The 19,114-nt window shown below is 68.9% G+C and carries 17 protein-coding genes and 3 pseudogenes; 11 read left to right on the top strand and 9 right to left on the bottom strand.

Features of this window, described 5'->3' with window-relative positions:
- Positions 1–2 precede the first annotated feature (2 nt).
- The gene (locus AB0D18_RS37505) at positions 3–1,691 is read left to right on the top strand and encodes a PQQ-binding-like beta-propeller repeat protein (RefSeq protein ID WP_362429455.1); all 1,689 of its coding nucleotides are present in this window, start codon (positions 3–5) and stop codon (positions 1,689–1,691) included.
- Between the two features lie 35 nt (positions 1,692–1,726).
- Here AB0D18_RS37505 and AB0D18_RS37500 read toward each other — a convergent pair.
- A pseudogene (locus tag AB0D18_RS37500) lies at positions 1,727–1,876 on the bottom strand (TetR/AcrR family transcriptional regulator); the annotation flags it as partial.
- Between the two features lie 128 nt (positions 1,877–2,004).
- Complete coding sequence (locus tag AB0D18_RS37495) at positions 2,005–2,232, bottom strand: hypothetical protein (RefSeq protein WP_362429452.1); 228 nt, start codon at positions 2,230–2,232, stop codon at positions 2,005–2,007.
- Between the two features lie 155 nt (positions 2,233–2,387).
- On the opposite strand from AB0D18_RS37495, the gene AB0D18_RS37490 reads away from it, so the two are divergent.
- The 4 genes from AB0D18_RS37490 (at position 2,388) to AB0D18_RS37475 (ending at position 8,873) form a co-directional block, all read left to right on the top strand.
- Entirely contained in the window at positions 2,388–4,961 is a 2,574-nt protein-coding gene (locus AB0D18_RS37490; protein WP_362429449.1) for a helix-turn-helix transcriptional regulator, read from the top strand.
- Positions 4,962–5,181: 220 nt separating this feature from the next.
- Positions 5,182–6,294 carry an alpha/beta hydrolase-fold protein gene (locus AB0D18_RS37485; protein WP_362429446.1) on the top strand — a complete coding sequence of 371 codons (1,113 nt, stop codon included), beginning with the start codon at positions 5,182–5,184 and terminating at the stop codon, positions 6,292–6,294.
- Between the two features lie 148 nt (positions 6,295–6,442).
- Positions 6,443–7,630 carry a DUF4185 domain-containing protein gene (locus AB0D18_RS37480; RefSeq protein WP_362429443.1) on the top strand — a complete coding sequence of 396 codons (1,188 nt, stop codon included), beginning with the start codon at positions 6,443–6,445 and terminating at the stop codon, positions 7,628–7,630.
- A 109-nt stretch (positions 7,631–7,739) separates the two neighbouring features.
- A complete protein-coding gene (locus AB0D18_RS37475) occupies positions 7,740–8,873 on the top strand; it encodes a serine hydrolase domain-containing protein (protein ID WP_362429440.1) in 1,134 nt (377 codons plus the stop codon).
- Between the two features lie 107 nt (positions 8,874–8,980).
- Here AB0D18_RS37475 and AB0D18_RS37470 read toward each other — a convergent pair whose 3' ends face one another.
- The 4 genes from AB0D18_RS37470 to AB0D18_RS37455 form a co-directional block, all read right to left on the bottom strand.
- Positions 8,981–9,106 carry a hypothetical protein gene (locus AB0D18_RS37470; RefSeq protein ID WP_362429437.1) on the bottom strand — a complete coding sequence of 42 codons (126 nt, stop codon included), beginning with the start codon at positions 9,104–9,106 and terminating at the stop codon, positions 8,981–8,983.
- Positions 9,107–9,410: 304 nt separating this feature from the next.
- Positions 9,411–10,223: a hypothetical protein gene (locus AB0D18_RS37465; protein ID WP_362429435.1), complete on the bottom strand. Its 813-nt coding sequence runs from the start codon at positions 10,221–10,223 to the stop codon at positions 9,411–9,413.
- A 444-nt stretch (positions 10,224–10,667) separates the two neighbouring features.
- Positions 10,668–11,183 carry a hypothetical protein gene (locus tag AB0D18_RS37460; RefSeq protein ID WP_362429432.1) on the bottom strand — a complete coding sequence of 172 codons (516 nt, stop codon included), beginning with the start codon at positions 11,181–11,183 and terminating at the stop codon, positions 10,668–10,670.
- A 105-nt stretch (positions 11,184–11,288) separates the two neighbouring features.
- The gene (locus AB0D18_RS37455) at positions 11,289–12,869 is read right to left on the bottom strand and encodes an ISL3 family transposase (protein ID WP_362429429.1); all 1,581 of its coding nucleotides are present in this window, start codon (positions 12,867–12,869) and stop codon (positions 11,289–11,291) included.
- Positions 12,870–13,355: 486 nt separating this feature from the next.
- Here AB0D18_RS37455 and AB0D18_RS37450 point away from each other — a divergent pair.
- The 4 genes and pseudogenes from AB0D18_RS37450 to AB0D18_RS37435 form a co-directional block, all read left to right on the top strand.
- Positions 13,356–13,505 (top strand): annotated as a pseudogene (locus AB0D18_RS37450) (UDP-N-acetylglucosamine--N-acetylmuramyl-(pentapeptide) pyrophosphoryl-undecaprenol N-acetylglucosamine transferase); the annotation flags it as partial.
- A gap of 500 nt (positions 13,506–14,005) precedes the next feature.
- A complete protein-coding gene (locus AB0D18_RS37445; protein ID WP_362429426.1) occupies positions 14,006–14,890 on the top strand; it encodes a helix-turn-helix domain-containing protein in 885 nt (294 codons plus the stop codon).
- 34 nt (positions 14,891–14,924) lie between these two features.
- A complete protein-coding gene (locus tag AB0D18_RS37440) occupies positions 14,925–15,629 on the top strand; it encodes a hypothetical protein (RefSeq protein ID WP_362429423.1) in 705 nt (234 codons plus the stop codon).
- A 679-nt stretch (positions 15,630–16,308) separates the two neighbouring features.
- Positions 16,309–16,671 carry a transposase gene (locus AB0D18_RS37435; protein ID WP_362429420.1) on the top strand — a complete coding sequence of 121 codons (363 nt, stop codon included), beginning with the start codon at positions 16,309–16,311 and terminating at the stop codon, positions 16,669–16,671.
- A gap of 203 nt (positions 16,672–16,874) precedes the next feature.
- Here AB0D18_RS37435 and AB0D18_RS37430 read toward each other — a convergent pair whose 3' ends face one another.
- Both AB0D18_RS37430 and AB0D18_RS37425 read right to left on the bottom strand, forming a co-directional pair.
- Complete coding sequence (locus tag AB0D18_RS37430) at positions 16,875–17,024, bottom strand: hypothetical protein (protein ID WP_362429417.1); 150 nt, start codon at positions 17,022–17,024, stop codon at positions 16,875–16,877.
- A 62-nt stretch (positions 17,025–17,086) separates the two neighbouring features.
- The gene (locus tag AB0D18_RS37425; protein WP_362429414.1) at positions 17,087–18,052 is read right to left on the bottom strand and encodes a WYL domain-containing protein; all 966 of its coding nucleotides are present in this window, start codon (positions 18,050–18,052) and stop codon (positions 17,087–17,089) included.
- 95 nt (positions 18,053–18,147) lie between these two features.
- Here AB0D18_RS37425 and AB0D18_RS37420 point away from each other — a divergent pair, with 95 nt between their 5' ends.
- Positions 18,148–18,513, top strand: a complete 366-nt coding sequence (locus AB0D18_RS37420) for a VOC family protein (RefSeq protein WP_362429412.1) — start codon at positions 18,148–18,150, stop codon at positions 18,511–18,513.
- Positions 18,514–18,600: 87 nt separating this feature from the next.
- Positions 18,601–18,938, top strand: a pseudogene (locus AB0D18_RS37415) (helix-turn-helix domain-containing protein); the annotation flags it as partial.
- A 15-nt stretch (positions 18,939–18,953) separates the two neighbouring features.
- On the opposite strand, the gene AB0D18_RS37410 reads toward AB0D18_RS37415, so the two are convergent.
- On the bottom strand, positions 18,954–19,114 hold a 161-nt coding region (locus AB0D18_RS37410; RefSeq protein ID WP_362429560.1), incomplete at its 5' end, for a transposase.

The following is a 19,114-nucleotide window of genomic DNA, read 5'->3' as shown; positions in this document are numbered from 1 at the left end:
ACGTGACGCAGCCGCCCCCACCCCCGGCCCACCAGCCCCCCGGGGAATTCGGCCCGCCGCAGCAGCTCCCGCCCGGCGGGTTCGGTGCCCCGCAGCAGCCCCCGCCCGGCGGTTTTGGCCCTCCGGCCCCCACGCAGCAGCAAGGACCGGGACACGGATCGCCGCAGTGGCCCCCGGCCCCGCAGCCGCAGTCCGCGCTCACGCCGCCCCCGGGCCCCGGCGGCGGCAAGAAGCTGACGACGCGGATGCAGCTCATCATCGGCGCCGCTGTCGCCGTGATGCTGATCGCCGGCGGGGGAGTCTGGTACGCGAACAGTGGCGGCGAGAAGCAGAAGAACGACGCCAAGAACTCGTCAGGACCGACCGGGCGAAGCGAGCACGACAAGGGGGGAAAGAAGCCTCTGGACGGCCCGGGAAGGGAGACAGCACCCCCGGACCCACTGGCCAGGGCCGTCTTCGAAATACCCCGCCCCGCTGTGACCGGCGAGGCAAAAGTCGCCGGCTCCTGGCTGACCGACACGGTGTACGTCAAGCCGGGCGTGAACTCGGTCAGCGGGTACGACATCGCCACGGGCACCCCGTCGTGGACGATCCAGCTGCCCGGCCAGCCCTGCGCGGCCTCACGCCACACCTCCCGGGGCAACAGAACCGCGATCGCCTTCGAGGCGGTCAAGCCCAGGACGGCGAACGACGTCGTGCCCTGCACCGAGGTCGGGGCGATCGACCTGAACACGGGCAAACTGCTGTGGAGCAAGTCCGTCGCGGGCGGCACGGCCGGTGACGAGAAGGTGCGCTTCGACGAGGTCACGCTGAGCGGGAACACCGTCGCCGCCTCCGGCGAGAAAGGCGGCGCCGCCTGGGACCTGGCCGACGGCCGTGAACTGTGGAACCCCCACGTCAAATCCGAGAACTGCGCCGACGAAGGCTACGGCGGCGGAGGGGCGCTCGTGGCGGTCCGCAGGTGCGGTCCGTACAAGAGCCGGTATGTGGAGATCCAGAACATCAACCCGGCTACGGGCACACCGATTTCGACGTACAGGATGCCGAAAGGCTTCGACTACCCGTCGATCGTCTCCACCCGGCCGCTGGTCATCGCCGCCAAGTCCGTCAACTCCGAGGACGACGGCTCGGGCATCTCGGACTTCTTCTCCGTGGACGAGAAGACCGGCACGCTCAAGACCATCATCTCAGCGCCGCCCGACCGGTTCGCGGCGGACTGCGGCTTCGACGTGGCAGACGGCTGTTACGGCGCGGTCGTCGGCAACGGCAGGCTCTACTTGCCCACCGAGGAGCACGAGTTCCGCACCGACCGGTACAGCCGGACCAACGAGATCGTCTCGTTCGACCTCACTACGGGAAAGCCGACATCCGACAAGGCGGAAGCCGGCGACCTGTACGAGCTTTCTCCACTGCGGATGGACGGCGGCAACCTCCTCGTCCACAGAATCTCACTGACCGGAAAGGGCAGCCAGATCGTCAGCATCGACGGGGGCACCTTCAAGCCAGTGACCCTGCTGGAGAACCGGAAGAAGGGGAGCGCACGCAAGGGGGAATGTGCCTTCCTGCCCGACTTCTCGGAGACTCTTTACGCCAAGGGCCGGATGTTCGTCTCCGGCGGGGGGATCGGCAAACCGCAGAAGTCCTCGACCGGCGAGCGGACCTGCCTGGCTGTGGCATACACAACAGGCTGACCGCGGGACGGTGCTGTTCAAGCAGATGGGCACCCCCTGCGCGCCACCTCCTTGGTGGTCAGGGCGGCATAGCCCGTCTCGTCCAGGAGTTCGGCACAGGCGTCCAGCAACCGTTGGAAGCGTTCGATGCTGCGCTTCTGGACCGGCCGTCGGCGCGGCGTCCCTGCGGTGCGGTCTGAGTCCACACCACCATCATCCCATCGGATCCCCTTGAAACATGAGACCTACTCATGTTCAGGGGGCGCGATGACACAGGAGCATCTGCCCGGGTACGGCTTCGCCGGTCGGCACATCGCCGGTCGGCACCCCCGGGTCAGGGGCGGCACGTGGCAACGGCGGCCAGCAGGGCGAGCAGGACGGCCACGAGCAAAAGGGGCCGGTGCACCCGGGCCAGATTCCTGCGGCGGATCTCGACCTGACCGCCCGGAGGAGTCCCGGGGTGCTTGGCGGCGTAGTGCTCGGTCTGCCGGCGCAGTCCTTCGGGCTCGGCGAGCCAGGGGGTTTTGAAGGTGCACTCGCCGCACCAGTAGCGGTTGACCACGTCGACTCCTAGCTGTGCGTCGGTGCGCGCGGGACACCGACCCCGACGGTGACCTTGGTCATGTCCGCTGCACAGGCCAGGGAACCGGCCATCCGTGACCGGTGGTCCCGGGTAGGCTCACCGCCGTCCGTACTGGCGAGTAGGGGAGACGATCGGTGGCAGACGATCTCGGCACGTTGTTACGGGAGTTGCGCGACAACGCCGACCTGACGCAGGAACAGGTGGCCGAGCGGTCCGGGGTCAGCGTGCGCACCATCCGCCGGCTGGAGAGCGGCGGGTCCACCAACCACCGGATGGGGACGGTGAACCTGCTCGCCGACGCGCTCGCTCTCGGGGACGAGGACCGCCGGCGCCTGGCAGCCACTCTGGCCGGTGCGCGCCGCGCACCGGCCGATGGGCCCGGGCAGGCAGGACCAGCCGGCGAGCCCGGGCCGGCAGGGCCGGCCGCCGGGCCCGGACCGGCGGCCCAGGCTCAGGCTCTGGTTCAGGCCGGACCGGAAACCGAACCCGAGCCGGAGCACGGTTCCGGTCCCGCGGTTCCGGTCGACGGCGTCCGGCACCCCGCGCCCGAGGTGCGGAGACCCGTGGCAACCGGAGCCCCTGCGGTGCCCGTGCCGGTGGCACTCGCCGATGCCGCCGGGGAGTTGGCGACGGAGGTGAGGCGCCGCTGGCGCCGCGAGGAGGCGCAGCGCCGGGTGCACGACCCGTTCCCCCTGCCGGTCCGGTGGCGGCCGACGCCCGCCGACCTGACCGACCGCGCGGAGAACATCCAGCGGCTTGGGCCGGGTGAGACGCCGGCCGACGTGGATCTCGTCGGCGACCTGCGCGGCGTGGCCGAGGTCTACCGCAGGATCCCCTCCGGCCGGCTGGCGATACTCGGCCGGGCGGGGTCGGGGAAGTCCATCCTCACCATCAGGCTCACCCTGGACCTCCTGGCGGCCCCGGCCGCCGACGGCCGGGTACCGGTCATCTTCAGCGTCGGTTCCTGGGACCCGTCGACCACGGCACTGCGGGACTGGCTCATCGGGCTGCTGCTGCGCGACCACCCCCATCTGGCCCGGCGCGGCTCCCGGGGCGCGACGCTGGCCGCCGCGCTGGTCGACGCCGACCTGATCCTCCCGGTCCTGGACGGGTTCGACGAGATCGCCGAGGGCCTGCGGCGCGACGCCCTGGACGCCCTCAACGCGACCTCCGGGCCGCTCGTAGTGACCAGCAGGCGCGACGAGTACGCCGAAGCGGTCCGGGCGGCGCACGCGCCGCTCGTCTGGGCCGGGGGCGTCGAGCTGACCGACCTCACCCTCGACGACCTCGCCGACTACCTGCCCCGCACCACCCGCTCCGTTCCGTCCGGCAGAAGCACGGACGACGGCGGCACATCCGGGCCCGGCTGGGGCGCGGTCCTGGAGGAACTGCGCAAGCGGGGCGGCCGGGCGGAAAACGGCCTCGCCGAGGTACTGACGACCCCGCTCATGGTCATCCTCGCTCGCACCCTGTACAGCGAGACACCCGGCCGGTGCCCCGCCGAACTTCTCGATGCCACCCGGTTCCCCTCCGTACGGAGCCTGGAGGAACACTTGCTGGCCGGTTTCGTGCCCGCCGTCTACCGGCGGCAGGCCCCGGAGCGGGACACCGCCGGGCGGCAACCGAGAACGCCGTACGCGGACCCCGTACAGGCTGAGCGCTGGCTGGGCCACCTCGCCCACCACCTGGTCCGGTTCGACCGCGAGCGGCAGGACCTCGCGTGGTGGCAGCTGGGCGACTCGCTGTCCCGCTCGCGGCGGACCCTGGCCGTCGTCCTGGCCACCGCTCTGAGCGTCACGCTGGCCGACTGGCTGGTCGGGCTGCTGCTCATGCCGCTCGATCCGGTCGAGCTCCTCCTGCAGGGCTGCCTCCTGGGCCCCGCCGGCGGGCTCGCCTTCGGATCCGTCTACGCGCTCACGGACCGGGCCTCCGGAGGAGCGGGCTCCGAGCCCGCCCGGGTCCGGCTGACGCTGAGCGCCACGCGCGACGGATTCGCCCGCAGGCCCCTGGGTACGTTCGCCGTACGGTTCGGGCACGGGCTGCTGGGCGGAGCCGTCATGGGAATCGGCTGCGCCTGCGCGCTCACCGCCGGACGGACACTGGCGGCGGGTGCCTCGTTCATCGACCCGCGTCTCGTCGAAGCAACCCTGATCAACACGGTGGTCTTCGCGCTGGTCTTCGGCACGGCCGCCGGCCTCGTCTTCGGTCTCGTCGCCATGCTCGAAGCACCTGTGGACGTCACCGCGGCGGCCACCCCTGACGGCCTGCTGTTCGCCAACCGCACCACGGTGGTCCGGCAGTTCCTGTTCCTGGCCCCCACGTTCGCCCTGGCCATCGCCCTCGGCGGACGGCTGGTCGTCCTGCTGCTCCAAGGGTCGCTGGGCCCTCTGCACTGGGAACTCGAGGACGGCCTGTTCATCGGAGCGGTCGGGGGGCTCGGCGGTGCGGCCGCCTACCTGCTCGCCTTCACCGCATGGGGGCAGTGGCTCCTGTTCGCCCGCTTCTGGCTTCCCCTGACCGGTCGGCTCCCCTGGAACCCCGCCGCCTTCCTGGACGACGCCTACCGGCGGGGGGCGCTGCGCCGGACAGGCGCGGTGTACCAGTTCCGCCACGTCCGGTTGCAACACCACCTCGGCTCCGCGTTCCGCCACCGGCACCCGGACTTCGCACCGGCCACCTTCCCGCCCCCGTCGACCGGCACCCGGTGACCGCGGGGGCGACACCGGCCCGCCACGGAGGTGATCCGGGGCCCCGGCACCGTGGTGATCCGGGGCCCCGGCACCGTGGTGATCCGGGGCCCCGGGGGCAGCCGGTCACCGATGGCCGGTGGCATGGCCTGTCGGCCTGGAGGCGGGGACATCAGCATTCGACGTGTCCGGCTCGCAGCGGTCCGCCGCGGCGCGAGCCTCCCGACGAAGGGTTCCCCCGATGACTCCGTACCCCCGGCGCCTCACCGTACTGGGCGCGGCCCTCGCGCTCGCCGCCCTCACTAGCACCGGGGCTCAGGCCGGAGTGCCGGCCTCCGCGCCGTCGGCCACCGCTGCCGCCGCTGCCTCCACTTCCGCTTCCGCGGCAGAGCTCCCCGACTTCAGCAACGTTCACGGTCTGACCGTGGTCCCCGGCGCCACCGAGGTGCACAGCCCCACCGACTTCACCCTCACCGTCACCACCCAGCAGCTCTCCGGGCAGCACAAGATCCGCATCCTCCTGCCCGCCGGGTACGCCGCCGAACCTACCCGGCGCTGGCCGGTCACCTACTTCCTGCACGGCGCGGCCGGCAACGTGAACGACGTCGTCGCCGCTCCGGCCCTGCGCTCGAACTCGATGATCACCGTGGTGCCGGACGGAGGCCTGAAGAGCTGGTACGCCGACTGGCTCATGCAGAACACCGCCATGGGGGCCGCGAACTGGGAGACCTTCCACCTCAAGCAGGTCGTCCCGTTCATCGACGCCAACCTCCGCTCCCGCGCCGACCGGGCCCACCGCGCCGTCGTGGGTCTGTCCATGGGCGGCTTCGGCTCCCTGCACTACGCCCAGGCCCGCCCGGACCTGTTCGGGCACGTGGCCGCGCTTTCGGGCGCCATCGATCTCGGCCTGGCGGAGATGCGCGGGGTCGTCGTCGCCACCGAACTCAGCCTGGCGGGCGCCATCTGCGGGTCCAGCAGCTCGCTCGGCTGCCCCGATCACGGCCCCTACGTGGACAGTGACGCGATCTTCGGCTCTCCCTACCCGGTCTTCAACGCCGACCGCGTGTGGAAGGCGGTCGATCCGGCCGCCCCGGCGAATCTCGCCAAGCTGGCCGACACCGGCGTCACGGTCTACACCGGCAACAACGACATTTTCGACGCCCGGACCGCGGTGGCCGCCAAGAACGTCAAGTCCCGCCTGGACCAGCTGAAGATCCCCAGCCGTCTCGTCGACTACGGCAACGGGGTCTCGCTGTCCCCGACCTGCAACGGGGGCCACAACTACGGCTGCTGGGCCCCGGCCTTCGCCGACTACGTGCCGCGCCTCGAAGCCGCCTTCGCCGCGGCCGGCTGACCGCGGACAGGGCGCCGGGCCGCACCCTGATCCCGCACCCGCACCCGCACCCGCACCCGGAGCCCGTACCGGGGGCCGCACCCGGTGCCCGTACCCGCGCGCCCGGACGCGCTTCCGCCATCCCGCCTCTACCCCAGGAGGACCCACCATGCCCGAACCGTCGTCCCGTGCCTCCGGCAGCCCCTTCTCGCGCCGTACCGCCCTCAAGGCCGGCGGCAGCGCCGCCCTCGGAGTCGGTCTGGCTCTCTTCGCCCCCGCCGCCCCCGCCGCGGCCCTCCAGCGCGGTACCCCGCTGTGCGACGAGCCGGGCGACTCGGCCGCCGCCCAGGGGGTGGGCTCCAGCGACCTGGGCATCCCGTACTACCGCGAGCACGACGGCACGTACGGCTACGTCTTCGGCGACAGCTGGACCGGCATGCAGCAGTACGGCGATTACCTGGGGTCGCCGCTCATGCTCTGCCAATCGGGCTTCGACGCCTCGGGTGCGACCCCGATCTCCTTCACCTGGGCCATGCCCACCGGTGGCCGGGCACGGCAGCTGTTCGACTACAACTGGCGTGCCGACAACGGGTTCGGCCACGAGGTGACCCGTATACCCAACGACTGCATCGAGTTCGGTGGTCGCACGTACATCCAGTACACCTCGGTCGGCACCTGGACCCCGCCCGCCGGGTACGACGGTTCCCTCATGTCCGGCGTCGCCTACTCCGACGACCACGGCGTCACCTGGCGCGACTACCCGTACCACTGGCCGGGCGACATCCAGGGCGTGAACCAGTCCCCGTACGGCATGTGGTCCTTCGCGGGCATCGACCCCGACGGCTGGCTGTACATCTTCTCCAAGCGCTGGAACGGCAGCCACCGCAACACCGCCGACGGCGGGGTGATCCAGCTCTTCCGGATCCGCCCCGACGAGTTCCGGGCCGGCAACTTCGGCGCGCAGCAGAACTGGGCCCACCAGGACGGGCGCTGGCAGTGGACCACCACCGCCTCGCCGACACCCATCCTGACCGGCAACCACATCGGTGAGTTCTCGGTCAAACGGATCGGGGGCCGGTACTGCATGAGCTACTTCGACGTCACGGACTACTCGATCTGCACCCGGACCGCCTCCAGGCCCGACGCCGTGTGGTCCGCACCCAAACCGCAGATCGTCGGCGACAACCGCTGGCCGGCCAGCCACTGGGGCAAACCGCAGGTGACCACCCTGTACGGCGGCTACATCCATCCGGGCAGCGCGAGTGCCACCTCGCTGACCCTCATCGTCTCCCAGTGGCCGGGGGTCGACCACCAACCGCCGTACCGCGTCCTCCAGTTCGACGGGATCAACCCCTGAAGGGCCGTTGAGACCCCGAATCTCCGACGGACCGACAGCCCGTCCCACTTCCCACCGCACCGCCCCCTCCCACCAGACCGCCCCCTGCCACCAGACCGAGGAGAACACCATGAAGCTCATGAGAAACAGAGGCGCGGCCGTCGTCGGCGCGGCGACCGCGGCGATCGTCATGCTGTCGACGGCCACGGCCCACGCGGCCCCGGCCGACGACCACGCCGCCACCCGTGCGGCACTCAAGACGTTCCAGTCCGCCGCGGGCCCCGGCGCCGCGGTCCACGCGGGTGACGCCGCCGGTTCCTGGACGCTCTCCGCCGGTACCGGCACGATCAACACCAGCAAGCCGATCCAGGCCGACGAGCACTTCCGCATCGGCAGCCAGACGAAGACCTTCACCGCCGCGACCGTCCTGCAGCTCGTCGACGAGGGAAAGGTCTCCCTCGACGCGTACATCGACACCTACCTGCCGGGAACCGTCACCGGCAACGGGTACGACGGCACCCGCATCACCGTGCGCCACCTGCTCCAGCACACCAGCGGCATCGCGAGGTACGAGCCCCTGAACTCCCTGCTGGCGCTGGCCGAACCTGACGGCACCTTCAAGACGGCCAGACTCGTGAAGGAAGGCCTGAAGAACGCGCCGGTCTCGGCGCCTGGCGCCGGCCTCACGTACTCGAACACGAACTACCTCATCCTCGGCATGCTCATCGAGAAGGTGACGGGCCTGCCGGTCCACCAAGCCGTCACGCAACGGATCGTCGAGCCTCTCGGTCTGACCCACACCGTCTTCCCCGCCCCCGGAGAACGCGCGCTGCCCGCCCCGGCCGTGCCCGGCTACCACGGCGTCCGGATCGGGACGTTCTACTTCTGGAGCGCCGTCATCTCCTACGACCCGTCCGTCTTCAGCGCCGCCGGGGCGATGGTCTCGACGCTGACGGACCTCAGCACCTTCTACGGTGCCCTGACCGCCGGCAAGGTCGTCTCCCCGGCCTCGCTGGCCGAGATGGAAAAGGTGCGGGACGTCGGAGGCGCCGGCTACGGCCTGGGGATCCAGAAGGTGAACCTCTCCTGCGGCGGCGCGGCCTGGGGGCACAACGGCGCCGTTCCCGGCTACTTCACGCAGACCATGGTCACCAAGGACGGGCGCCACGCCTCCGTGATGACCAACGCCTACCTCGCCAGCAACCCGGGTGGCGGCAAGCTGAGCGCGCTGCTGGACACCGCGCTGTGCGAGGACCGGGCGTAGGGCTGCGTCCTGCCGTCGACGCCGGGTCAGCCGTGGCCGGGGTCTGTTCGCCGAACCGCCCGGGGGGTTCCCGGGCGGTTCGGCCTGACAGCCGCAACGGAGGGTGGTCAGACGGTCGTGGTGTCCGGGCGGGTGGTGCAGAGCGCCCAGATGACGAAGATTCCGATGCCGATGGAGATCAGCGCCCACACCGGCACGTAGGGCAGCCAGAGGAAGTTGACGACGATGCTCACCGCAGCCAGCATCACGCCCGTCGCCCTGGCCCACAGGGCGTTCTTGAGGAGACCCCCCCCCGCGAGGGGTGGCCGACGTGCCAGAGAAACGGTCTGCGGAGAAGATGGGCGGGAGCGCACCCACTGCACCGACTGGGACCCCCGCCGGGACCGCATCGTGTCCCAGGCCCCAGCCGATGTCACGATCGAGTCCATCGGGCGCCTGCGCGACGCCGTCGAGGGCGAGTACGCCGACGTCCTGCGCCGTGTCACCCTCGCGCTCGACCTGCGCGAAGCATTTCCTCGAACTGACCCAGCCGCAAGTTCAGTTCCTCCAGCGTCTGAACCTTCGGGACGGGGGTGAGGTAGTTGCGGCGGAAGTAGCCGACCTGACCCTCCACTCCGCCCTTCTCATGGGCCCCGCGAAGTCCCGGCTCGCAGTAGAACGCGCTGAACCCGTAAAACTCGCGCAGCGCGGTCCACTTCGGGTTCTCCTCGCGCAGCCGGCTGCGGAAGACGACCTGAGGTTGTCATAGCGCACCTGACCTGCCGGGACACCGCCCAGCACTCTCAGAGCGTGCACATGGCCCTCGAAGAACGCCTGCTGCCCGCAGGAACGGGAAATCCGGTGCACCGACCGCCCCGAGTAGGCGAGCCGGAACGCGAACAGGAAGCACTTCACCCGCTCTCCGGCGAGATCGACCCAGACCTCTCCGAAGTCGACCTCGGCATCGGCGCCGGGCACGTTGTGCCGGGTCAGATAGCCCTCGACCGGTACTCCTTCCTCCGCGGCGATCGCCCGGCGGCGGGCGGTGACGAAGTCCCGCACCGTGGTGTACGGAAGCGCGACCCCGAACTCCTCCTCCAGCCGCGTACCGATCCGCTTGGCCGTGTGCCGCTGCTTGCGCGGAGCCGCCAGATCCGCCCGCAGCCACTCGTCGACCGTCTTCTTGTACGGCTCCATCCGCGGAGAGATCCGCACCGGACGCTTACGAGGTTGTGCCACCGGCGAGGCCAACGCCTCACGTACCAAACGCCGGTGCACCCCGTACTTCTTCGACAACGCCCGGATCGACAGCTTCAACTGCCAGCTGTCCCGACGGATCCGGTCGAACAACTCCTGCTTGGACAAGGCCATCCGCAGCACCCACCCTCGGCGGACCACAACCACCGTTCCACCGCAAGGCCCAAGGTGGGGCCACTTCGCCTCGCCACTACCCCTCAATGCTTCCGAACGCTCCCGCGGGTGGGGCCGATTCGGCTCGCCTCGGTGGAGCCGCTGACGGCCGCCCTAGCCACTCGAGGAGCGTGATGCGGGTGTAGTCGACCCGCCCCGTCTTTCCACGCTCTGGGCCGATGGCCCTCGGAGGCAGTAGCTCGTCGGCGACGACGGCCGCGGAGCATCCGAGCAGCACGCCTGCACAGACGCGGTTCTGGCGCAGATCTTGGGGAGCGGTCACAGAGGGTGTCCAGACCGCTTCACGTGCGCTGACTCGTCATCGAACGGGTGAGACTGGCCCCTGCATACTGGCTGGATGGACGCCCGTCGGCCGTGCCTGAGCTGTGATCACCGCGCGTTCGATCACCCGCCAGCAGGCAGTGTGGACCGCAAGCGCCTGATCGTCCGCAAAACCTCGGTCCGGTTCTTCGCGACTTTCAACCAGGTGGGAAGCCGCTCAACCAGACTCGTCGGGGCCCAAGGCACAAGCTCTCCGCGCTCGCGAAGCTTGGCCCCCACGTAGGCCTCCAGCAGATCGAGATGACGCACGTTATAGGCCCACAGGACGCGTCCACAGCAGCTCGTCTGCAACCACACCGGTTGCTGGAAGTAAGGATCGACAGGGCTGCCCACGACAGCAGAGTCGACCTTCCGATCCTTGAAGAAGCCGCACCCCGTGCACCGCAGCCGCCGATGGAGATCCAGGCTCCCGTAGCCGGCAGCCTTCTCATCTGCCGGGATCTCGGGATGGGGCGTGACAGTGGCGCACCCATCACACCGAGGACAGTGCACCAGAACCTCATCGAGGAAGTCATATCCGTACTTGCGTTCGCGTCGATCTCGAAACCGGTCGCCGGACGCCTCTACATTGCCGCTCACTTGGTCAGCCTGCCAGAACGCGACTCGCTGCCTGGCAGGCACCCATCTCGCTCGCCGTGGGTACCGACGAACTGCTGTCCCCGCAGCAGGCCTGGACTGAGCGGGTCACTGGAGCAGGATCATCTTGCGGAGTAGTTCGAATCCGGCCCGTCCGTAGAGCTGCCTCTTGATCTTTTTGATGCGGGTCACGGCGCCTTCGGTGCCGCCGGAGCTCCATTCCAGGGTGAGTCCGGCGGTCACGGCGTTGAGGTCGCGGTGAAGGTGGAGGGCGAAGCCGGTGAGGTCGGGCAGGTGACTGGTATCGACGGCATCGATCCAGGTGGGGAGTGTGCTGCCGAGGCGGTCGGTGAGTATCTTGCCGAAGCCGCGGATGTGCTCGGCAGCCGTTTCCAGTTCGGGGCAGTGGGCCAGGACGGACTTCAGGGCGGTGCGGTCGTCGTCACTCAGGGAGGTGGGATGGCGGGTGAGCCAGCCGGTCACCTGCCGCACTGTCGGTGGTGCTGGCGGCGCATGAGGCGGAGAGCCGCGCAGGTCGGCGATGTGTGCCCGGACCATCTGGTAGGTGACGGGGGCGTTCTCGGCGAGCAGTTCGCGGTGCAGCCTGGTGACGCTCGTGCAGCCTTCGGCGAATCGTCGTTCCAGGTAGGGCTTGTAGGGGTCCAGTCGGCTGGGTCGGGGCCGGTTCTCACGGAGGGTGTCCTGCCAGTGCGGTGCGCGCGCATACCTGAGTACGGTGTTGAGGCCCCAGCCCAAGTGGCGGGCGATCGCTCGGCGGGAATGGCCCTGTTCGAGCAGGTCGTGGACCAGAGCGTGCGCGGCCTTCTTGCGCTGGGCCCGCCGTCCAGCAGGCTCTGAGCTGTGGAGTCCCGGATCCCCTTGTGGCGTGTCTGTATTCGGCGGTGTGGGGGCGCGCAGGCATTCGCGGTGGGCGGCGACGCAGGTTTCCACGGCCCGGCCCAGGCCCTGCCACAAGTGGAACCGGTCGGCAATCTGGAGTGCGTCGGGGGCGCCGAGGCGGGCTCCCTCGGCGTAGGCGCCTGCCCGGTCCCGGCAGATGATCTCCACGCCGGGATGCGCCGTGAGCCACGCGGCGAGCGGTGCCGCTTCACGGCCGGGCAGGACATCGACCGGGTGATGGAGTTCGCCGTCGGTGATCACTGTGGCGTACGACTGTCCGCGCCGGGTGGCGAAATCGTCCACCCCCAGTACCCGCGGCGTGCTGAACTGCGGATCGGGCAGGGACATGATCCGGCGCAGCACGGTCGACCTTCCTGCAGGAAAGCCCAGTTGGCCAGCCAGCCGGGAGCCGGCCCGACCGGCCAGCGCCAGCCCGATGCGCTCCAGTGCGCGGTTGAACCGACTGGTGAAGCGCGCGTACGGGGTGGTCAACTGCGCGAACGGCTCGGCGCACGTCCGACGCGGGCAGTCCGCCGCATCACAGATGAACCGCCGGACCGTCAACGTGATCACCACGCGGAGTTCACCGAGCGGGAGATCCCTGAGCCTGCGCTGGTAGGAGTCGTGCACCCGCTCCGAGAAGCGCCCGCAGTCCGGGCAGACCGCCCCGGCCGCCCGGCCTCTTGCCACTACGTCGACCGTGCCGAAAACGGCTGTCACCGCCTCGACGTCCAGGTCGTCAATTCCGTCGAATACCAGAAAGGACCAGAACGATGTGTCAGCGTGCATGACCAGCACCGTCACCGGCTACAGCCGCGAACGACAGGGACCCGCCAAAACCTGAGGGAGCGTCAGCACCCGCTGCCTGTCGGTACGGTGCACTCGATCTCGCGTTTCATCGCCCTATACCAATCGAACACCGCGGTAACCCTCTGCGACAGCTCCCCAAGATCTGCGCCAGAACCGAGTTTTGACTCCACCGGAGGGCTTGCGGTGGGAGTATCGGAGTGCATCGGCTAGCCCTGGGTGGTTCAAGTGGCCCTTTCGAAGGTCGAGTTGTACGCGGCGATACGCCATGACGCTCGGGTCGAAGGGCTGTCCAGCAGGGCTCTGTCGGCGAAGTACGGGGCGGGCCGCCGGACGGTTGCGATGGCGTTGGAGTCGGTGTGGCCGGCGCCGCGCAAGCAGCTTCCGGCCCGGGTCTCGCGCCTGGATCCGTTCAAGGCGGTGATCGACCAGATCCTGCGGGAGGACCTGGACGCGCCGCGCAAGCAGGTCACCGCGGACAGGTTGAAGGAAGCGGTGGGACCGCTCCTCACCGATCCTGTATGGCGAGCGGCGATGGCGGAGCGGGCCCGCGCCCACGGGCGGCCGGACGCCGCGGAACGGTTGGTCGACGTAATTCTGTCCGCCGTGTGGGGCTGACCCGGGGCAGCTGCGGAAGCGCAGCACCGTACCCTCCTCAATCCAGCACGGCGCACTCGTTGAAGGCACCTTCGTCCCGACCTATGGGGGTCAGGGAAGTCGTGGCCGGATCGAGAAGGCCCTCGATTTCCCTGACGGGCGCCGAACCCTGACCCAGCCCTGTCCGTGCGGCGGAGTCATCAAGATCTACGGTGGGCCCCACCCGCCGGTGGTCTTGTGCCGGCCAGGCAGCTGTGGGGTGGGGCTGCGGGGAATGATCTCCGCGGGATGTTCCATCAGGAGGGGCGGAGATAGTGGCGTTGCGCAGTAGAGCCAGCGAGCTCTGCTCGGAAAGTTGACCAGAAACCCCCGGGCGAATCCTGGTGCCTGCTCCCGAGAATGAGTTGAGCTAGGCCTGCCACCCAGAAGGTTCGCAAGAACGATATCGGTTTCTGTATAAGTATGCGGCGTCCGTGGCGGATTCTGGGTGTGGGTATCCATGAGCCGCCCTGGGGGAATTCATGCAGTATTCAACCTGCCCGCAAGGGCTTTGGGAGACTGCCACTGCTCTGCCCGATGCCCGGCTTGTGCCTGGCGTGCAGGGGTACCGGGGATACCGGCTGGACCTCGACCGACCGCGGACACGGCTCGAAATGCCCGACGGTGTGGTGACGTTGGTGATCGCTTTCGATCAGACCTTGGATCTCGCCGACGCGGCCGATCCCACCGTGCCCTCGGTCACCTACGGTTCGGTGATTTCCGGTCTGAGTACCCATGCGACGTTCGGCCGGCACGGCGGGAAGCAGTACGGCCTGGAGGTGACTCTCACCCCGTGGGCCGCGTTCTCCCTGTTCGGGGTCCCCATGAGTGAACTCGCCGAGTGCTTTACCGATCCGGCAGACCTGCTCGGCCGCCGCTTCCAGCTCCTTGCCGAGGAGTTGGCGGCCGGCCCCGGCTGGGGCGAGCGCTTCACCCGGCTCGACGCCGTTCTCGTGCAGTGGATGACGGCCGGGCAGCCCTCCTCACCCAGGGTGCGCTACGCCTGGCAGGAACTCGTCCGCTCGTCCGGAGCCATGCCGATCCGGCGGGTCGCTGAACAGACCGGCTGGGGCTGGAGGCAGTTCGAACACCGCTTCCGCGAGCAAATCGGCCTTCTTCCGAAAAGCGCGGCCAGGGTCCTCCGCCTGCGCAGGGCCCTGCGCCTGCTCACGGATCTCCACTCTCCCGCCCGGGCCGCCGCCGACTGCCACTTCAGCGACCAAGCGCACTTCTCCCGAGAGTTCAAAGCCATGACCGGATGCACTCCCCGGAATTTTCTGGCCGCTCGAAATACTGCCCACGAGGGTCCTGCGGCCGACGACCGGGTACACGGCGAGATCACAAGTTCTCTTTGGGCCATCGAATAGAGCCGGTCAACGACCGTACGAAGAACTCCGGCACATGGCCACTGCGAATTTCTTCAAGACGGGCGGCGCCCTGAGCGGCGAGGGTGTGGATGACATCCACCGCCCTGCAGCCCGCCACGCGACGGTACGCGGGGCCTCCTCGAAGGAAGTGGAACTCATGCGCCTGCACACACACGCTGCGGCAGCCGTCGTCGTCGCTCTGGTGGGGGCAGCGGGCCTCGCAGCCCCAGCGCTTGCCGCCGACGCCGCTCCCCACCCGGTGTCATTCCGTGCCGAGGCACTCCGGGACGGGCTGAGCGCCCAGCAGATCACCGGCCTCCAGAAGCAGGTCGACTCGTTCGTCGCACAGTCCGGCGGCACGCAGACCGCCGCCAACAAGGTGACAGTGAAGGGCAGCTCGGTCACCTTCGCCGTGCCGGGCGAAAGGTACGCCCGCGCGCTGAACAGCGGCCTCGACGGCAACGATCCTCGCACGGCCGCAGCCAGCTGTGCGTACTACAACTTCTGCGGCTACAAGGGCGCCGGCTTCTCCGGCGCGCAGTGGAACATCGCCTCGTGCGCCCTCCACGAGATTCCCAACGGCTGGAACAGCGGAGGCTCGTGGATCAACAATCAGTCCACGGGCACCAAGGCACGCATGTACAACAAGAGCAAGTCACTCATCTACACCACACCGGGCGCGTACTCCTCCGACGCATCCGGCAACTGGGGACCTGTCTGGTACGTCAGGCCCTGCTGAGCCCGCACACCGCTGCCTCAGGAAGGTGACATCACCGTGCAGCTGAGAAGGCACACAGCAAGCGTACTGGGAGTGCTCCTGCTCGGAGCAGGGCTCATCGCGACCCCCGCCACCGCGCAGACGGCGGAGCCGGCAGCCGTCGCTTCCTGCCCCTCCAACTACTTCTGCGGGTACTCCGAGGCCGGTTGGCCCGGCCCGGTATGGCAGGTCGGGTCCTGCGGTTGGTACGAGACCCCTCAATGGCACCACGGCTCATGGGAGAACCGACGCAGGGACGTGGTCAGGATGTACGACGGGCAACGTCGCCTCGTGACCACGGCACAGCCTGGCGAATCACGAACCAGCTTCAACTGGCAGACCGTGTGGTTCATCCGCCTGTGTAACTGATCCGGACACCCCGGGGGAGGGGGCCGCATCCGCCGAGGACGCGGCCCCCTTGCCGGGCGGCGACGCGGTCTTCCGTGACCGGATTGCCATCGATTTGTTGTGCCCGATGGGCGGTCAGGTTGTGCCACAGCCGTCCGGATGCTCCGACCACGGACGGGTGGGCGGGATTGGCCTGCCGCTTGCTGATTAACCCGGCGGACCGTACGGACACGGCGGGGCCGCCCTGCGCGACGGCACCGCCGAACCCGTCCGCGCCGACATCCCCAGCCCTCGGAAGATCACCTCGTGGATCATGTGCCGCCGGGAAGACCTCAGCACGAAAGACTACGAACGACTCCTCCAAGTCCGGCTCGCCTGCCCCGACATCACCCGCGCCTGCGACCTCGCCCGCACCTTCCACGACCTGGCCACATACCGCCGTGGACACCTGCTGATGGACTGGATCCGCCAGGCCGAACAGAACGCTCCCGCACCCGTCCGCGGCTTCGCCGGATTCCTCCGCCAAGACCTCGACGCCGTCACCGCCGGCCTCACCCTGGAATGGAGCTCCGGCGTCGTCGAAGGCAACGTGAACCGAGTGAAAACGATCAAGCGGAGCATGTGCAACCGGGCATCCTTCCGGCTCCTCCGGATCCGCATCCCCACCCGACCATGAGCTTCACGAAACTGCGGCCAGAACCAAAATCGCGGATCCGCATCAGCGTACGGCGGGGGTGTCGCCGATGCCGTCGAGGACGGCGAAGGCGCGGACGCCGTTCCGGGTGCGGACGGCGACGGCGTCGCACTAGTGGGTGCGTCCGCCCTGTTGCTGTCGCCGCGCGTACGGCGGCAGCAGAGCGGCGGGCGGCAGTGCGGCGGTCACCGGGAGGTGTCCGGGGTGAGGGCGTTCCGGAGGGAGACGGGGAGGGAGCCCCGGTCGGATTGCCCGTCGGCGAGGGCGCGGCAGTCGGCGGTCTGGCGGGGTCCGTACGAGGAGAGCGCGGGGAGCGGGGCGGGTGTGGTGGTCATGGGTGCCGCCTAGATGTACTGACCGGAGACGTTGATCGAAAGCACGGCGCTCCGATCAGCAGTTACGAGGTGGGGGCCGAGTGGCGTTCAAGCAGGTCTCTGGCGAGCTGACTGATGCGTTCGCGGGCCCTCTCTGGGGCGAGCACCTCGATATGGTCACCGAATTGGAGGAGCTGGCGCACTGACTCGATGTTGGGATAGCGCACGACGACGGTGCAACAACCATCTTCTGGGTCGGAAACTTCGTGGATGCGGTTGCCGAGTATGCGCCGCGCCAGGTCGATGCCAGTTTCCGGCAGGCGGATGGTCACGCTCACGCGGCCCTGCGCCTCGGTGCGTGCCTTCAACGCGGCCCACCTGGTGTGAAGGGTCTCACCAGGTCGAAGAACAGCCGGCGCGTTGAGCTGTTCGCAGGCCGAGAGTCGTTCCAGAGCGAACAGCCGACCGTCCCCCTGGTCGTCGGCGATGAGATACCAGCGGCCTGACTTCGCCACGATCCCGTACGGGTCGACCACTCGCGTCGAGGCCCGACTCTCGGCGCTGCGCCGGTACCGGATGCGCAGCCGACGGCGGTGCCGCAGTGCCGTAGCCAGATCCGCTACGTCGATCGCCGCCTCTGAGCCAGCGAACCACGAGGTGCTTTCCACCAGCACCAGGTCCGCCAATCGCAGCAAGTTCGGTGGCCCAGGTGATCCAGCCTGGCGGGCAGCGATCTTGCGCGCGGCCGATTCCCACACCCCAGACAGGCCCATGCCCTCAAGCTGCGCGCTGTCCAAGCCAGCCACGGAGAGCGCCTCCAGCTCTGGTGGGTCCAGGTGGGATGCGTTGAGCCGCGCACCGGGGAGCAAGATGATCCCGCCGTTCCGCCCCCGTTCTGCATAAACAGGCACACCCGCAGTTGAGAGTGCCTCCACATCCCGCAGCACAGTCCGCCGAGACACCTCCAGCCGCTTGGCGAGCTCGCTGGTGGTGATGCGCTGACGGGTCTGCAGGAGCAGCAGTAGGTGCAAGAGCCGCGAAGCCTTCATGCTCGCCAATGTTCGCAGAAAAGGTGACAGGTTCTGTCGCGATCAGACGATCCGCTGGAGCAGTACCAAGAAATCAACTAGTTGAGGAGCGCTCCATGGCCGCACCGAACCTGTTCCTGATCGGCGTTCGCGACGCCCAGGCCGCTACCGCCTTCTACAGCGACCTGTTCGAGCTCGAACCGACCTTTACCAGTCCCCACTACGTGGCCTTCGAGGTTGTCCCCGGCGTCCTGTTCGCGCTGTGGACGGGATACAGCGAGCACGCTGTCCCGAGCACTCCTCGCACGAGCGAAGTCGGACTGATGATGCCGGGACCATCGTCCGCAGTTGACGAGGTCTTCACGAGTTGGGTCTCGAAGGGGGTCCATGTCGTCGAGGAGCCGCACGACGCTGTCTTCGGCCGCACGTTCGTGATCACTGACCCCGATGGAAACCTCATCCGGGTCTCCCCGGTCGACTGAGCTGTACGTCCCCTCTCCACACCTCAAGTTGTCGAAGGGCCGGCCACACACGATGGCTGGCCCTTCAACCTGTCCAGGAGCGCAGAAATGTCCCATCCGAACGCCGTCCTCACCCCGCGCCACCGTCTGAACGTCCCTCGACTCGTCGTCGACGACGGCTGGCCAATCAGCGAAGTCGCGGCCCGGTTCCAGGTCTCCTGGCCGACCGTAAAGCGCTGGGTCGACCGCTACCTTGCAGGCGAGTCCATGCAGGACCGAACCTCACGGCCGCGAAGGTCTCCAAACAGGACTCCCAAGGCCGTGACGAAGCGGTGCGTCAGCCTCGCCAACGTCTACGAGAAGGACCGGTCCAGCTCGCCGCGAGACTCGGCATCGCCCCGTCGACAGTGCACCGGATCCTGCGATCGGCCCGACTGAACCGCCTCGCCTAAGAAGCCATCTCATTTGGCGACTCGGCGGTAGCAGATGAGGGTGCAGGCGATGCTGGCGAAGGCGAGGAAATGGGTGGCCTTGCGTTCGTAGCGGCGGTGGAGTCGGCGGCAGCCGGCGAGCCAGGCCATGGTGCGTTCGATGGTCCAGCGGTGTCGTCCGAGCCGCTTCC

Source organism: Streptomyces sp. NPDC048442, from assembly GCF_040651475.1.
Classification (GTDB): domain Bacteria; phylum Actinomycetota; class Actinomycetes; order Streptomycetales; family Streptomycetaceae; genus Streptomyces.
This window is presented reverse-complemented; position numbering and strand designations above follow the sequence as displayed.

Coding starts and splice junctions, on each gene's coding strand:
- AB0D18_RS37455 (WP_362429429.1), bottom strand. CDS start 12,869: ATGCACGCTGACACATCGTTCTGGTCCTTTCTGGTATTCGACGGAATT.
- AB0D18_RS37465 (WP_362429435.1), bottom strand. CDS start 10,223: ATGGCCTTGTCCAAGCAGGAGTTGTTCGACCGGATCCGTCGGGACAGC.
- AB0D18_RS37480 (WP_362429443.1), top strand. CDS start 6,443: ATGCCCGAACCGTCGTCCCGTGCCTCCGGCAGCCCCTTCTCGCGCCGT.
- AB0D18_RS37420 (WP_362429412.1), top strand. CDS start 18,148: ATGGCCGCACCGAACCTGTTCCTGATCGGCGTTCGCGACGCCCAGGCC.
- AB0D18_RS37475 (WP_362429440.1), top strand. CDS start 7,740: ATGAAGCTCATGAGAAACAGAGGCGCGGCCGTCGTCGGCGCGGCGACC.
- AB0D18_RS37435 (WP_362429420.1), top strand. CDS start 16,309: ATGTGCCGCCGGGAAGACCTCAGCACGAAAGACTACGAACGACTCCTC.
- AB0D18_RS37485 (WP_362429446.1), top strand. CDS start 5,182: ATGACTCCGTACCCCCGGCGCCTCACCGTACTGGGCGCGGCCCTCGCG.
- AB0D18_RS37440 (WP_362429423.1), top strand. CDS start 14,925: ATGGCCACTGCGAATTTCTTCAAGACGGGCGGCGCCCTGAGCGGCGAG.
- AB0D18_RS37445 (WP_362429426.1), top strand. CDS start 14,006: ATGCAGTATTCAACCTGCCCGCAAGGGCTTTGGGAGACTGCCACTGCT.
- AB0D18_RS37430 (WP_362429417.1), bottom strand. CDS start 17,024: ATGACCACCACACCCGCCCCGCTCCCCGCGCTCTCCTCGTACGGACCC.
- AB0D18_RS37425 (WP_362429414.1), bottom strand. CDS start 18,052: ATGAAGGCTTCGCGGCTCTTGCACCTACTGCTGCTCCTGCAGACCCGT.